Source organism: Streptomyces nogalater, from assembly GCF_039532885.1.
GTDB classification, from domain to species: Bacteria; Actinomycetota; Actinomycetes; order Streptomycetales; family Streptomycetaceae; genus Streptomyces; species Streptomyces nogalater.
In genome coordinates this window covers 102,985-116,523 of the sequence record NZ_BAAASM010000054.1, presented here as the reverse complement: position 1 = coordinate 116,523, position 13,539 = coordinate 102,985, and the positions used below count along the sequence as shown (strand labels likewise).

General features: G+C 74.6%; 12 protein-coding genes. 6 read left to right on the top strand and 6 right to left on the bottom strand.

The annotated features are described in order from the left end of the window. Positions 1–33: 33 nt before the first annotated feature. Entirely contained in the window at positions 34–981 is a 948-nt protein-coding gene (locus tag ABD350_RS29870) for a diacylglycerol kinase family protein (RefSeq protein WP_344351898.1), read from the bottom strand. Positions 982–1,018: 37 nt separating this feature from the next. Continuing rightward, a complete protein-coding gene (locus ABD350_RS29865) occupies positions 1,019–2,611 on the bottom strand; it encodes an FAD-binding oxidoreductase (RefSeq protein WP_344351897.1) in 1,593 nt (530 codons plus the stop codon). Positions 2,612–2,766: 155 nt separating this feature from the next. On the opposite strand from ABD350_RS29865, the gene ABD350_RS29860 reads away from it, so the two are divergent. Beyond that, positions 2,767–3,366, top strand: coding sequence for a TetR/AcrR family transcriptional regulator (locus ABD350_RS29860; protein WP_344351896.1), 600 nt, complete (start codon positions 2,767–2,769; stop codon positions 3,364–3,366). Further along, positions 3,363–4,943: a glycerol-3-phosphate dehydrogenase/oxidase gene (locus ABD350_RS29855; RefSeq protein WP_344351895.1), complete on the top strand. Its 1,581-nt coding sequence runs from the start codon at positions 3,363–3,365 to the stop codon at positions 4,941–4,943. The genes ABD350_RS29860 and ABD350_RS29855 overlap by 4 nt, the downstream gene beginning before the upstream one ends. A gap of 330 nt (positions 4,944–5,273) precedes the next feature. On the opposite strand, the gene ABD350_RS29850 is transcribed toward ABD350_RS29855, so the two are convergent. Together ABD350_RS29850 and ABD350_RS29845 are read right to left on the bottom strand one after the other, a co-directional pair. Continuing rightward, entirely contained in the window at positions 5,274–6,725 is a 1,452-nt protein-coding gene (locus ABD350_RS29850; protein WP_344351894.1) for a WGR domain-containing protein, read from the bottom strand. A 124-nt stretch (positions 6,726–6,849) separates the two neighbouring features. Then, a complete protein-coding gene (locus ABD350_RS29845; RefSeq protein ID WP_344351893.1) occupies positions 6,850–7,494 on the bottom strand; it encodes a TetR family transcriptional regulator in 645 nt (214 codons plus the stop codon). A 160-nt stretch (positions 7,495–7,654) separates the two neighbouring features. Between ABD350_RS29845 and ABD350_RS29840 the strand changes: the two genes are divergently transcribed. Beyond that, positions 7,655–8,440, top strand: coding sequence for an SDR family NAD(P)-dependent oxidoreductase (locus ABD350_RS29840; RefSeq protein ID WP_344351892.1), 786 nt, complete (start codon positions 7,655–7,657; stop codon positions 8,438–8,440). A 133-nt stretch (positions 8,441–8,573) separates the two neighbouring features. On the opposite strand, the gene ABD350_RS29835 is transcribed toward ABD350_RS29840, so the two are convergent. Next, on the bottom strand, positions 8,574–10,178 hold the full coding sequence (locus ABD350_RS29835; RefSeq protein ID WP_344351891.1) for an ABC-F family ATP-binding cassette domain-containing protein: 1,605 nt from the start codon (positions 10,176–10,178) through the stop codon (positions 8,574–8,576). 553 nt (positions 10,179–10,731) lie between these two features. Between ABD350_RS29835 and ABD350_RS29830 the strand changes: the two genes are divergently transcribed. Both ABD350_RS29830 and arr read left to right on the top strand, forming a co-directional pair. Further along, complete coding sequence (locus ABD350_RS29830) at positions 10,732–11,529, top strand: SAM-dependent methyltransferase (RefSeq protein ID WP_344351890.1); 798 nt, start codon at positions 10,732–10,734, stop codon at positions 11,527–11,529. A gap of 177 nt (positions 11,530–11,706) precedes the next feature. Continuing rightward, positions 11,707–12,135 carry an NAD(+)--rifampin ADP-ribosyltransferase gene (gene arr / locus ABD350_RS29825; protein ID WP_344351889.1) on the top strand — a complete coding sequence of 143 codons (429 nt, stop codon included), beginning with the start codon at positions 11,707–11,709 and terminating at the stop codon, positions 12,133–12,135. Positions 12,136–12,187: 52 nt separating this feature from the next. Here arr and ABD350_RS29820 read toward each other — a convergent pair whose 3' ends face one another. Next, on the bottom strand, positions 12,188–12,574 hold the full coding sequence (locus ABD350_RS29820; RefSeq protein ID WP_344351888.1) for a winged helix-turn-helix transcriptional regulator: 387 nt from the start codon (positions 12,572–12,574) through the stop codon (positions 12,188–12,190). A gap of 129 nt (positions 12,575–12,703) precedes the next feature. On the opposite strand from ABD350_RS29820, the gene ABD350_RS29815 reads away from it, so the two are divergent. Then, on the top strand, positions 12,704–13,357 hold the full coding sequence (locus ABD350_RS29815) for an FMN-dependent NADH-azoreductase (protein WP_344351887.1): 654 nt from the start codon (positions 12,704–12,706) through the stop codon (positions 13,355–13,357). Positions 13,358–13,539 lie beyond the last annotated feature (182 nt).

Sequence of the window (13,539 nt, the reverse complement as noted above, 5' to 3'; positions counted from 1 at the left end):
CCGGCCCACCACCCCTCCCCAGGCACCTTCCGCCTACCCGGGTACGGGCGGGTGATGCCCCGTAAAGTGCCGGGATCCGCGGCGAGTTGGCGGGTGGGGTCGGTACAGGACGGGCAGGTCGGCGGGGCGGACCCGCAGGGTGACCGGCAAGGTGGCCTCCACCTCGCCGTCGGCGCCGTACGGGACGGGCCGTGCGGCCTCGATGCGCAGTTCCCGGCCGCGCAGGACCCGTACCTCGGGGCGGAGGACGTGGGCGCCGGTCCGCAACTCGTTCATCAGGGCGAAGAACAGCCGGCGCGGGGCCTCGCGGATCAGCACGATGTCGAGCAGCCCGTCGTCCACCCGCGCGTCCGGGGCGATGAGCCGGCCCGAGCCGTAATAAGGGGAGTTGGCCGCCACGACGGTGTAGCCGCGGTGGGTGTGCTCCGCTCCGTCGACGGTGACGCGATAGTCAACGGGCCGCCAGGAGGTGACGGCGCGCAGTCCGCCCGCGTAGTAGGAGGCGGCGCCGCGCAGCAGCCGGGCGTTGTTGGCGTGCCGGTTGGCCTCCGCGTCGACACCGGCGTACACGCTGCCCAGCACCACCGTGCGCGGGTGGACGGCCGACTCCACCTCGATGGTGTCGACGGGCCGGGGCTCGGCGTGCAGCAGGATCTCCGCCAGTGCCTCGGGCTCGGCCGGCAGACGCAGCGCGCGGGCGAAGTCGTTGCCGCGTCCGGCGGGTACGAGGCCCAGGACGGTGCCGGTGCCGCTGAGCGCGCCGCCGATGCCGCCGGCGATGCCGTCGCCGCCCACGGCCAGCACGATCCGGCCGCGCTCACCGGCCGTACGGGCGAGGTCCTGGGCGTGGGCGAGGCTGTGGCTGTACTCCGTCTCCAGTCCGGCCCCGGCCTCGCGGAGCAGCCGGGCCAGCCGGAGCAGGGTCGCCGCCCCGGTGGAGCCGCCCGCGGTGGGGTTGACGACGGCGGTGAACTGGCGCATCGGTGGGCCTCCGAGGCAGGCGGTCGGATCGGGCGGGTCAGTCGGTGGGCAGCAGGACGCCGGGGTTGAGCAGGCCGTCGGGGTCCAGGCGGCGCTTGACGGCGCGCAGCGCCGAGACGCCGAGCGGTCCCGCCTCGCGGACGTACCAGTCGCGGTGGTCCGTGCCCACCCCGTGGTGGTGGGAGATGGTGCCGCCGGCGGCGAGTACGGCCTCGTTGGCGGCGTGCTTGGCGGGCGTCCAGTGGGCCACCGGGTCCTCGCCCTGGGCGCTGACGACGGTGAAGTACAGCGAGGCGCCGTTCTCGTAGACGTGGGAGATGTGGCACATCACCAAAGGCGGGGTGCCCGCCTGGGTGAGGGTGTCGGTCAGGGCGGTGCGTACGGCGGTGTACAGCTCGGGGATCCGGGACCAGAACGCGGCGGTCTCCAGGGTCTCGGCGAAGGCTCCGGCGTCGAGCAGGGCGTCGCGCAGATAGGGCGCGAAGTAGCGGCCGTGGGCCCAGTGTTCGCCGGGTTCGGCGCCGATGAGGGTGCCGCCGCCGTCCGTCAGGACGTCCGCGGCCCGGGCGCGGCGGTGCGCGGTGTCCTCCGCCGTGCCCTCGTAGCCGGTGATCGCCAGGCATCCGGCGCCGCTCTGCTCCGGGCCGGCGCCGATCGCGTCGGGCCGGGCGAGTCCGATGAGCGTCTCGGTCTCGTCGGACAGGCGCAGCACGGTGGGCCGGGGCCCGTCCTGGGCGAGCCGGCGCAGCGCGGCGGTCCCCTCCTGGAAGGAGCCGAAGCGCCAGCCCTCGTACACCCGGGCCTCGGGCAGCGGGCGGATCCGTACGGTGACGGAGGTGATGACGCCGAAGGCGCCCTCCGAGCCGAGGATCAGCTGGCGCAGGTCGGGTCCGGCGGCGGAGCGCGGGGCGCGGCCGGTGTCGAGGGTGCCCTCGGGGGTGGCGAGGGTGAGGGCGAGCACCATCTCGTCGAAGCGGCCGTAGCCGGCGGACGCCTGACCGCTGGAGCGGGCCGCGGCGAAGCCGCCGATGGTGGCCCACTCGAAGGACTGCGGGAAGTGGCCGAGGGTGTAGCCGTGTCCGTTGAGCCGCTGTTCGGCCTCGGGGGCGCGCAGGCCGGGCTGGAGGACGGCGGTGCGCGAGACGGGGTCGAGGTCGAGCAGGCCGCTCATGCGGCGCAGGTCCAGGGCGACGAACAGGGCGGATCGCGGGGCGAGTCCGCCCACCACGGAGGTGCCGCCGCCGAAGGGGACGACGGCCAGGCCGTGCGCGGCGCAGGCCCGCAGCACGGCGAGGACCTCGTCGTGGCCGGCGGGCAGGACGACGGCCTGGGGGATGTCGGTGAGGTCCCCGGCGCGGATCCGCAGCAGGTCGGGGGTGGACTTGCCGCGGGTGTGCCGGATACGGCTCTCGGCGTCGGTGCGGACGTGCTCCTCGCCGCCGACGGCCTCGGCGAGGGCCTTCAGGGCGGCGGGCCGGGCCGTGACGGCGGGCGGCCGGAGGTCCGCCAGGGCGGGGGCGGGCGTGCCGCGCGGTGTGACTCCGAGCAGGTCGCGCAGCAGCCCGGTCACCGTGTCGGGCAGCGGTGCCGCCTTGGCCGGGTCGCCCCAGCCGTTCCACAGCATGTCCATCGAACGGTCGTCCTCACAGGGTTGGCGGGCCGGTCTTCGTGCGGCTCGGTGTGACGGTGGTCGGGGGACTCGGCGGGGTCGGCTGCCGTGGCTCGGGCGCCGCAGGCAGGCGCGGTCCGCTTCCGTCCCGACCCTGGGGCGTTACACTGTGACACATGACGCCTATTCGTCACAACGGTTCGGACGGGGATCCCGTGCTCGACGCGGCACGCGACTGCGTGCTGGCCGTCGGGGTACGGCGCACCACGCTCGCCGACGTCGCCCGCCGCGCCGGCGTCTCCCGGATGACGCTCTACCGGCGCTGGCCGGACCTGCGGACACTGGTGGGCGATCTGATGACCCGGGAGTGGATCGACGTGGCCACCCGGGCGATCCCGGAGCCCGCGCCCGGCGTCGCCACCCGCACCCGGATCGTGGACGGGCTGGTGGCCGGGGTCGAGGCGTTCCGGGCGCATCCCCTCTTCCGCAAGATCGTCGACGTCGATCCGGAACTGCTGCTGCCGTACGTCCTCGACCGGCGGGGCGCGAGCCAGGAGGCGCTGCTGGCGCTGCTGGGCGACGCGCTGCGCGAGGGCCACACGGACGGCTCCGTACGGCCCGGCCACACCGAACGGCAGGCGCGCGCCCTGCTGTTGACCGTGCAGTCCTTCACCCTGTCCCTGCGCACGATGACCGACGAGGACGATCCGGAGCTGGACTCCGCGGCCTTCCTCGGCGAGCTGCGCGCCCTTCTGGAGAGGACCCTGACGCCATGAGCCACACCGAGGCCGCGCCCGGCTCGTCCCTGAGCGCACACCGGCGCGGCCGGGAACTGGCCGAGTCCGCCGACGGCCGGGTGGCCGACGTACTGGTGGTCGGGCTCGGCGCGACGGGCGCCGGGGCGGCGCTGGACGCGGCGGCCCGCGGGCTGGACGTCGTCGCGGTGGACGCCCACGACCTGGCCTTCGGCACCTCCCGCTGGAGCTCGAAGCTGATCCACGGCGGGCTGCGCTATCTGGCCTCGGCGCAGTTCGACGTCGCCCACGAGAGCGCGGTGGAGCGCGGGGTGCTGATGACCCGTACGGCGCCCCACCTGGTGGCCGCCCAGCCGTTCGTGCTGCCGCTGACCCCGCTGGTGTCCCGGGCGCAGGCCGCGCTGGCGTGGGCCGGTTTCCGGGCCGGGGACATGCTGCGGGTGGCCGCCCGTACGCCGCGGCGGGTGCTGCCCGCGCCGCGGCGGCTGCCGGCGACCGAGGCCCGGCACCTGGCGCCCGCGGTCCGCGCGGCCGGGCTGCGCGGCGGGCTGCTGTCCTGGGACGGCCGGGTGACCGACGACGCCCGTCTGGTGACCGCCCTGGCCAGGACGGCCGCCGCGCACGGCGCCCGGGTGCTGACCCGGGTGCGGGCGCTGGAGCTGACCGGGTCGGGCGCCCGGATCCGGGACGAACTCACCGGCGAGGAGGGCGAGATCAGGGCGCGGGCCGTGATCAACGCGGCCGGGGTGTGGGCGGGCGCCCTCGCCGAGGGCATCCGGATCCGCCCGTCGCGCGGCACCCACCTCGTCCTGCGCTCCGAGCGGCTCGGCGCCCTGCCGGCCGGCCTGCACATCCCGATCCCCGGGGAGACCAACCGCTTCGTGCTGGTGCTGCCGCAGGGGGACGGCCGGGTCTACGTCGGCCTCACCGACGAGCCGGTGGACGACGGGATCCCGGACGTGCCCGAGGTGCCCGAGACCGACATCGGCTTCCTGCTGGACGTGGTCGGCTCCGTCCTGGACGCCCCGGTGGCCCGGGAGGAGGTGGTCGGCGCCTTCGCCGGGCTGCGCCCGCTGCTGGACACCTCACCCGGCGCCGGGGCCGGCGACCCGGCCCGCACCTCGGACATCTCGCGCCGGCACGCGGTGCTCACCTCGCCCGACGGTGTCACCACCGTGGTCGGCGGCAAGCTGACCACCTACCGGCGGATGGCACAGGACGCCGTGGACGCCGCCGCCGAGGCGAGGGGCCTGCGTGCGGCCCCCTCCCCCACCGCCGCCCTCCCGCTGGTCGGCGCCGCCGCCCCCGAACGGCTGCGCGCGCTGCCCGCACCCCGCCGCCTCATCCACCGCTACGGCACCGAGGCCCTGGCCGTCCACGCCCTCACCGCCGAGGACCCCGCCCTGGCCGAGCCCGTGCTGCCCGGCCACCCCGTCACCCGCGCCGAACTCCTCTGGGCGGTCCGCCACGAGGGTGCCCTCAACGACTCCGACCTCCTGGACCGCCGCACCCGCATCGGCCTGGTCCCCCGGGACCGCGCCGAGGCGCTGCCCGCCGTGCGGGAGGTGCTGGAGCGGGAGGCGACCGTGCTCCCCTGACCGAGGCCGTCCGGCCACCGCTCCTTGGGGTATCGGCTTGCGTCAGTGGTGCCGGGTTCGGTGTGCCCCCACTACGACAGCGAACCGGGCCGTCGGCCCTCCTACCGCCGGGCCGTGGCGGGCGGGGCGCTGCCCGCCGGCCGGGTGTTGGAGGACGGCGCGGCCGCCCTGTTCACGGACGGGCGTCTGACCGAGGCGGTGTCCCGGAGGCGGGACGCCCGGCCGTACCGGGTGGAGCCGGACGGGCGGGGCGGAAGAACGGGCCGTGCCGTGCCGGCCGCTGAGTGCCGTGCCCTGACGCCTCTACGGCTTCGGCGGCCTGGGGCCGGGTCACAGGAGGCGGTGGATGTCGCCGCGGACCCGGTAGAAGCCGCCCGACGCCGGGTGCAGGGCGTCCACGACGTAACGGGCGCCGGGTTCGCGTATCGCGCGCGGGAACTGCACGTTCCAGGAGGGTTCGTAGCCTTCGGAGACGACGTGCACCCGGACCCGGCCGGCCTCCTGGACGCATTCGACCACGACCGCTCCGGCGGGTGCCCGGTCGACCGTGGACACCGCCGTCACGGCCGTGGCCGGGGCGTACGTCGGCGTGGCGGCGGCGAGCTTGACGTCCCGCGCCACCGGGACCGTGCCCTGCTGGGCCGCGGAGATCGCCGCCTCGCTCGCGTCGACGCAGACCAGGGAGCCGTCGGTGGTGACCAGGTACAGCCGCTCGTCCCGGTACTGCATCGACAGCGCCGAACCGCCGCCCGTGCCCAGCTTCCACAGCCGCCGGCCGTCCTGGTCGAAGCAGTAGACGGAGGAGGCCGCGTCGCCGGCGAACACGAACCGGCCGCCGGGTGAGGTGGCGCACGAGTACACCGCGCTGTCACAGGCGTACGTCGCCTCGATCGCGCCGGTGGCCTTCGACAGCCGCTGGACCACGCGGTGCGCGGTGCCCGCGTAGACCGCCTCCCGCTCCTGCCAGCCGAACAGCACGCCGCCCTTGGTGGGGGTGTGCCACAACTCGCCGCCGCCGTCCGGCGCGTACGCGGTGACACCCCGGTGGTGGCCGTGGTAGACGGCCCGGTCGTCGGCGCGGACCATCCAGGCGTGCTCGCCCTGGCTGCGGCGCGACCACTGGTGTTCGTCCTCGTGGTCGATGACGGTGAGCCTGCCGTCGCGGTCCGAGACGTCCAGGACGCCCTCGTGGATGTCCAGCCAGAAGATGTCGACGTCGGCGGCGATGTCGTAGGCGGCGAAGGGAAGTTTGGAGGACAGGTCGTACACCGTGCCGTCGTCGCATCCGGCGTAGATCCAGAAGTCGTCGGCGACCAGGCACTTCACGCCGTCCGGCAGGCTGAAGCGGGCCAGCACGGCGCCCTCGTGGTCCAGGGTGTAGACGTCGCCGGCCTGGTTGCCCACCCAGCAGCGCTCGTCGTCCACGTGGATGCCGAACGCGGCCGAGCCGGTGCGGAACCGCCACAGCACCGGTGCCACGGCCCGCGCCGTGGAGGGTGCGGAGCTGACCTGACGGCGGGTCACCGAGCGCGGGGCGCGCTGTCCGCGGACGGCCGGCGCGTATCCCTTGCGGACCTTCTCGCCCGCCTTCCTCGCGGCGGCGGCCCGCGCCTTCTCCTCGGTCGGGAACGTCGTCGTCTGCGTCTGCCCGGCGGCGCCGATCCTGCCGTAGCGCACCGTCACCACCCGGCCGTCGACGGTCACCTCGTAGAACTTATGGGCGCCGCCGCCCTCCTGCGACAGCTCCAGATACGTCGTCGACACCGCGGACCCCGTGGTCATGGCAGACCCCTCCCCAAGACGGACCCGCGGCCGTTTCGGCGGGTCCCCGACTGCTGTTCACCGTAGGGGCACCCACTGACAACGGCCCCGGAGCGGGCCGCGGGCCGGTCGGCCGCGGGCCGTCCTACCGGGCGCCGCCCTGCGGCGACTCCTCCATGCCGCCCAGGAGTTGACGCAGGCACCGGAGTGCGAGCGCGGCCGGTGAGCCCTCGCCCGTGACGCCCGCCTCCGTGGCGGCCCAGGTCTCCAGCGCGATGCGGATCGCGTCCGTGGCAGCCGCCGCCACCAGGCGTACCCGCAAGGCCTCCGGGCGTTCATCCGCGAGCCGGGCGACGACCGGGACAAGCCGTTCCTCCGACTCCTGGTTCACCCGGTACCACACCGCGCGCAGCGCGGGATCGTCCGCGGCGGCCCGCAGCAGCCCCCGGGTCCGCTCCAGCGCCGCGGCGGCCTCCTCGTCGGGTGCCGCCAGCGACCGCTCCACCGCCGTCTCCAGCGCCCGGAGCAGACCGGTACCGGGCTCGGCCGCCTCCAGCAGCGCCCGCCATCGGTCGGCCCCGGCCGCGAGCAGCGGGCTGACCGCGTCCTGCTTGGAGCGGAAGTAGCGGTAGAAGGTGCGCAGCGCGACGCCGGCGTGCCGGGCGATCTCCTCGGCGGTGGTCGCGTGCGGTCCCCGCGCGGCGAACAGCTCCGCCGCCGCGTGGGCGATGTCCAGCTGGGTCGCGGCCTTGCGGCGCTCGGTGAGGGAGGTGGGCGGTTTGGTGCTCATCCCAGAAGAGTACGGCCGAGCGAGCCTGGTTGGCACGCAATGCCGAAATGGCAAAACGTGCCACCAAGGCGTAAGGTGAAGGCCATCGGGGCGTCGGACGCAAGAGAACCGGCGTCGCACAGGGCCCGCCACACCCCCGGCGGGCCGGGCAGGAGAACACATGAACCGCTACGAAGGCCGCCGCGTGCTGATCACCGGGGGCGGCTCCGGCATCGGCCAGGCCACCGTGCTGCGCGTCCTCGCCGAGGGCGGCAGCGTGGTGGCCGCGGACGTGAGCGAGCGGGGCCTGCGGGACACCGCGGAGAAGGCCGCCGGGTACGCGGACCGGCTCACCACCCTCGTCATCGACGTCGCCGACGAGGCCTCCGTACGCGCCGGGGTCGCCGCCGCGACGGCCGCGCTCGGCGGGCTGGACGTACTGGTCAACGCCGCGGGCATCCTGCGCTCCTCGCACGCGCACCAGACGAGCCTCGAAGAGTTCACCCGCGTCCTGCGGGTGAACCTGGTCGGCACCTTCCTCGTGATCCGCGAGGCGATCCCGGCCCTGCTGGCGGGCCGGGACGCGGCGGTCGTCAACTTCAGCTCCACCTCGGCCGCCTTCGCGCACCCCTACATGGCGGCGTACGCGGCGAGCAAGGGCGGCATCCAGTCGATGACGCACGCGCTCGCCTCCGAGTACGCCGGCCGGGGCATCCGCTTCACCGCCGTCCAGCCCGGTTCCATCTCCAGCGGGATGACCGACGGCAGCGGCGCCAGCGGGACGAGCAGCGGGCCGGGGCTGCCCGCCGACGCCGACATGACCCTGTTCGCGAAGCTCTCCCCGGCGCTCGGCCAGGGGTTCGCCGGGCCGGAGACGGTGGCCTCCGTCGTGGCGATGCTCGGCTCCCGGGACGGTGCGTTCATCACCGGGACCGAGATCCGCGTCGACGGCGGCACGCATTTCTGACCGTCGTCGGGGCCGGTCCTTCACGGGCCCTTTGAACAGATCCTTCTGAACAGGTCCTTTTGAACAGATCCTTTCGAACAGGTCCTTTTCGAACAGGTCCTTTTCGAACGGGTCCCGCCTGGCGCGTCCCGGGTCAGGCGAGGGCGACCAGGTCGCGGTAGTCCTCGTTCCACAGGTCCTCGTCCGCGTCCGGCAGCAGCAGGACCCGGTCGGGGCGCAGCGCGTCGATGGCGCCCTCGTCGTGGGTGACCATCACGATCGCGCCGGGATACGAGCCGACCGCGGCCAGCACCTCGTCACGGGAGGCCGGGTCGAGGTTGTTGGTCGGCTCGTCCAGCAGCAGCACGTTCGCCCCGGAGTGGACCAGGCCGGCCAGCGCCAGCCGGGTCTTCTCCCCTCCCGACAGCACGCCGGCGGGCTTGTCGGCGTCGTCCCCGGTGAACAGGAAGGCACCCAGGACCCGCCGGGCCTCGCCCAGGGGCAGGTGCGGTGCGGCCAGGGCCAGGTTCTCCAGGACCGTGCGCCGGGGGTCGAGCGTGTCGTGCTCCTGGGCGAAGTAGCCCAGCCGCAGCCCGTGCCCGTGCACCACCCGCCCGCCGTCGGGGCGCTCGGCACCGGCCAGGATCCGCAGCAGGGTGGTCTTGCCGGCGCCGTTCAGGCCGAGCACGACCAGCCGGCTGCCCCGGTCCACGGCGAGGTCCACCCCGGCGAGGACGCGGTGGCCGCCGTAGGACTTGGCGAGGCTGATGGCACCGAGCGGCGTCCGCCCGCAGGGGGCGGGTTCGGGCAGCCGGATCCGCGCGGTCTTCTCGGCGCGCCGGCGCGGCTCCAGCCCGGCCAGCATCCGGTCCGCGCGCCGGGCCATGCTCCGGGCCGTGGTCGCGGTGGCGGAGCGCGCCTTCATCCGGTCGGCCTGCGCGTGCAGCGCGGCGGCCTTGCGCTCGGCGCTCGCCCGTTCCCGGGTGCGGCGCCGCTCGTCCGCCTCGCGCCGGGTGAGGTACGTCCGCCAGCCCGTGTTGTGGATGTCGATCGTCGCCCGGGCCGGGTCCAGGTGGAAGACGCGGTTGACGACGTCGGCGAGCAGGGCCGTGTCGTGGCTGATCACCACCAGGCCGCCCTGGTGGGCCTGGAGGAAGGCGCGCAGCCAGGTGAGCGAGTCGGCGTCGAGGTGGTTGGTCGGCTCGTCCAGCAGCAGGGTGCGGTCGGTGCCGGCGAACAGGATCCGGGCGAGTTCCACGCGGCGCTTCTGCCCGCCGGACAGGGCGCCGACCGGCTCGCGCAGCACGCGTTCGGGCAGGCCGAGTCCGGCCGCGATCCGGGCCGCCTCGGCCTCGGCGGCGTAGCCCCCGCCGGCCTGGAAGGCGGCCTCGGCGCGGGTGTAGGCGCGCATCGCCCGGTCCAGTTCCGGCGCGTCGGTGGCGGCGGCCAGCGCGGCCTCGGCCCCGCGCAGGGCGCGCAGGGCGGTGTCGAGGCCGCGGGCGGACAGGATGCGGTCGGTGACGGTCACGGCCGGGTCGGCGGCGCGCGAGTCCTGGGCGAGGAAGCCGACCGGTCCGGTGCGGACGATGTCGCCGACGGCGGGCCCGGCCCCTCCGGCGAGGGCGGTCATCAATGTGGTCTTGCCGGCGCCGTTGCGGCCGACGAGGCCGATCCGGTCGCCGGGCGAGACGGTGAAGGAGACGCCGGTCAGCAGGAGACGGGCACCGGCGCGCAGCTCGACATCACGAGCGGTGATCATGGGGTAACGCTCCGAAGAAACGAGAGGACACACTTCTGGCGTGGAAGCGGGTCCTTCGCTAGGAGATTCGGGGCGTAGACATGCGGTCACGGTAACGCGGGCGCCCGCACCGGCGCACATCTTTTTTTCGCGAACCGGTGTGGGGTGTGCTGCTCGCGGGGGGCGGGCGGCGGCCCGGCGTCCGACGGGGCGGGGAACGGCCCGAGCGCATGGATTCACCGTTCCCCGCCCCTGCCGGGCGGCCCGCCGCCGCCTGGGCGGCCGAGACGGCGTGCCGGTCCCTGGGGGCGGCCGACGGACGTCCTCGCAACCGCCGGTCCTGTTCCGACTGTCCGCCCCCGGCGGTACGCGTGCCACCCGACGGAGCCGGCCGGGTGAGGCCGGCGGGCGGCCCCCGCCGACGCCGTCGGCCGACGGCCGCAGGCCGCTCGCCGGCCACGCCGTCCGCCCCGCGGCCTGCGGGAACTCCCGTGACCGTCTGGGAAGTTCGTATGGGAGGCTGGGCCCGGCCGGCGCGGACCGAGGCCGGGCCGGCCGGTGAGAGGAGCACAGCGTGACAGAGAACGGCTACGAGGCCGTCACCATCGACACCAGCAGACCGCACCCCGCGCGGATCTACGACTATCTGCTGGGCGGCAAGGACAACTACGAGGTGGACCAGCGGGCGGGCGACGCGCTCGCCGCCGCGGCCCCCGAGGCACGCATCGGCGTCCGGGCGAACCGAGCCTTCCTGGAGCGTGCCGTCCGGTACGTGGTGGGCAGCGGGATCCGGCAGATCCTGGACATCGGCACCGGCCTGCCCACGTCGCCGAACGTGCACGAGATCGCCCAGACGGTGGCGCCCGACGTCCGCGTGGCCTACGTCGACAACGACCCGATCGTCGCCGCGCACGGCAACGCCCTGCTCAGCCGGTCCGGCACGACCCGTATCGTCCTCGGCGACCTGCGCGATCCGCGCGCCGTGCTGGACCACCCCGACGTCCGCCGGCTCATCGACTTCGATCAGCCGGTGGCGCTGCTCCTCGTCGCCATCCTGCACTTCCTCGCCGACACCGACCGGCCGGCCGAGGTCGTCGCCACGTTGCGCGACGCGCTGCCCGCCGGGAGCTTCCTGGTGCTGTCGCACGCCACGGGCGACTTCGCCGACCGCACCGACGCCCAGGCCGTCTACACCAACGCCACCGCGTCCCTGAACCTGCGTGACCGGGCCGAGGTGGAGCGGTTCTTCGACGGTTTCGAACTGGTGGAACCGGGCCTGGCCCAGGTCCCGTTCTGGCGCCCGGACACCCCGCCGCCGCCCCGGTCCGAGGAGATCGGCTTCTACGGCGGCGTGGCCCGCAAGACGTCCTGACCGGCCGCACACCGCCCCGGCCCCGGGACCGGCCGGTACCCACCGGCCCGGCCACGAGGGGACAGCGCGTGTCGGCCGCCGCCCTGTGACCGGGCCGGGCCGTGGCCGGGCGCCGGGCGCACCAACCGGGTTGCCGTGGTTCCCTGTTGTCCCGGATCCAGGCCGAAGGAGCAGCCCATGACCAGCGCCCCTGTCCCCTTTCAGGTGTACGAGGCGGGGACGTACCTGCACGGTACGAAGGCAGACCTCGTCCCCGGGGATGTGCTGACCCCCGGCCACACGTCCAACTTCGAGGAAGGGCGCGTTTCCCGCCACGTGTACGTCACCGAGACGCTGGACGCCGCCGTCTGGGGCGCCGAGCTGGCGGCCGGCGACGGGCCGGGCCGGATCTACGTGGTGGAGCCGACCGGTGACCTGGAGGACGATCCCAACGTCACCGACAAGAGGTTCCCGGGCAACCCCACCCGCTCCTACCGCACCCGCGAACCCGTGCGCGTGGTGTCGGAGCTCAAGGGCTGGGCCGGGCACTCCCCCGAGCAGATCGAGGCCATGCTGACGGGGCTGGCCGATCTCCGCCGCCGCGGCATCGCCACGATCCTGGACTGACGGGGCCCGCCGGGGCCGCGGGCCGCCTCTGCGCGCAGGCGGCCCGGTGTGGTCAGGCCGGTGTCCGCCGCGGCCGATCCAGGGCGGCCTCGGTGCACTGCGAGACGTCCGGGAGGTGGGCCTTCGCCCACTGGGCCAGTTCGCGGAGCGCGGGTTCCAGGGCGGCGCCGGCCTCGGTCAGCCGGTAGGAGACGCGCAGCGGGGGTCCCTCGTCGACCTCGCGCAAAACGAGGCCGGCGGCGCCGAGTTCGGCGAGCCGGTCGGAGAGCATGCGTTCGCTGATGCCGGGGATGGCCCGCCGCAGGTCGGCGAAGTACGCGGGCTGCCCCACCAGGACGGCCACGATCGGCCCGCTCCAGCGCTTGCCGAGGAGCTGGAAGACGCGGGTGATGCCGTCGTCCACCCGCTTGCAGGCCGCACTGTCGTGGTTCTCGTCCATGGCGCCAGGGTACTACCTCGCCGTAGGGTGCTGAAGAAAAGTAAGTTCATGTGCTAAAAGTAGTCCAGTATGAAACATCAGCCCTCGCTTCCGGCGTCCGGCTGTTCCAGCCCCTTTCTGGAGACATCCATGGCCACCCTGCTCCACATCGATTCGTCCGTGTTCCCGGCCGAGGCGTCGGCCTCGCGCGTCGTGACGGAGGCCTTCCGCAAGCACTGGCAGGAGGAGCACCCGCAGGGCACGGTCGTCTACCGCGACCTGGCGGCGCAGCCCGTTCCGCACATCACCGCCGACACCCATCTCGCCGGCTTCACCGACCCTGCCACCCACACCCCCGAGCAGGCCGCCGCGTTCGCCGAGCGCGTCAAGCTGATCGAGGAGCTGGAGCAGGCCGACGCGGTGCTGATCGGCGCCCCGATGTACAACTACACGATCCCCTCCACCCTCAAGGCGTGGCTGGACAACGTGATCCTGATGGGCCGCACCGCGGGAGAGACCCAGTCCGCCAAGGGCACGCCGGTGACCGTCGTCGCCAGCCGGGGCGGCTCCTACGCGCCGGGCACCCCGCGCGAGGGCTTCGAGTACGTGCAGAACTACCTCAACGCCGCCCTCGGCGCGGGCCTCGGCCTGGAGGTGGACTTCATCGTCCCGGAGCTGACCATGGCGACCGTGAACCCGGCGATGGCCGACCTGGTCCCGCTGTACGAGGCCTCCCGTGACCGTGCCCTGGAGGACGCCGCCACCAAGGCGCGGGAGCTGGCCAAGCGCCTCGCGGCCGCCTGAGCACTCCCCCGCCGACACCTGGCCCCGGACCGCCCACGAGGTGGTCCGGGGTCGGGTGTGCGCCCCGGCGCCCGGCGCTCCGCTAGCGGACACGCCCACCGGACCCCGCATCCGGTGCCGGCCCCCGCCGAGGGCCGCGGGGCGGGCGTCTAGGATTCCCCGGACCCGTGGCCGACAAGGAG

Excerpts from the sequence above, each read along its gene's own strand:
- ABD350_RS29870 (WP_344351898.1), bottom strand. The coding sequence starts at position 981 with ATGCGCCAGTTCACCGCCGTCGTCAACCCCACCGCGGGCGGCTCCACC.
- ABD350_RS29865 (WP_344351897.1), bottom strand. The coding sequence starts at position 2,611 with ATGGACATGCTGTGGAACGGCTGGGGCGACCCGGCCAAGGCGGCACCG.
- ABD350_RS29860 (WP_344351896.1), top strand. The coding sequence starts at position 2,767 with ATGACGCCTATTCGTCACAACGGTTCGGACGGGGATCCCGTGCTCGAC.
- ABD350_RS29855 (WP_344351895.1), top strand. The coding sequence starts at position 3,363 with ATGAGCCACACCGAGGCCGCGCCCGGCTCGTCCCTGAGCGCACACCGG.
- ABD350_RS29850 (WP_344351894.1), bottom strand. The coding sequence starts at position 6,725 with ATGACCACGGGGTCCGCGGTGTCGACGACGTATCTGGAGCTGTCGCAG.
- ABD350_RS29845 (WP_344351893.1), bottom strand. The coding sequence starts at position 7,494 with ATGAGCACCAAACCGCCCACCTCCCTCACCGAGCGCCGCAAGGCCGCG.
- ABD350_RS29840 (WP_344351892.1), top strand. The coding sequence starts at position 7,655 with ATGAACCGCTACGAAGGCCGCCGCGTGCTGATCACCGGGGGCGGCTCC.
- ABD350_RS29835 (WP_344351891.1), bottom strand. The coding sequence starts at position 10,178 with ATGATCACCGCTCGTGATGTCGAGCTGCGCGCCGGTGCCCGTCTCCTG.
- arr (WP_344351889.1), top strand. The coding sequence starts at position 11,707 with ATGACCAGCGCCCCTGTCCCCTTTCAGGTGTACGAGGCGGGGACGTAC.
- ABD350_RS29820 (WP_344351888.1), bottom strand. The coding sequence starts at position 12,574 with ATGGACGAGAACCACGACAGTGCGGCCTGCAAGCGGGTGGACGACGGC.
- ABD350_RS29815 (WP_344351887.1), top strand. The coding sequence starts at position 12,704 with ATGGCCACCCTGCTCCACATCGATTCGTCCGTGTTCCCGGCCGAGGCG.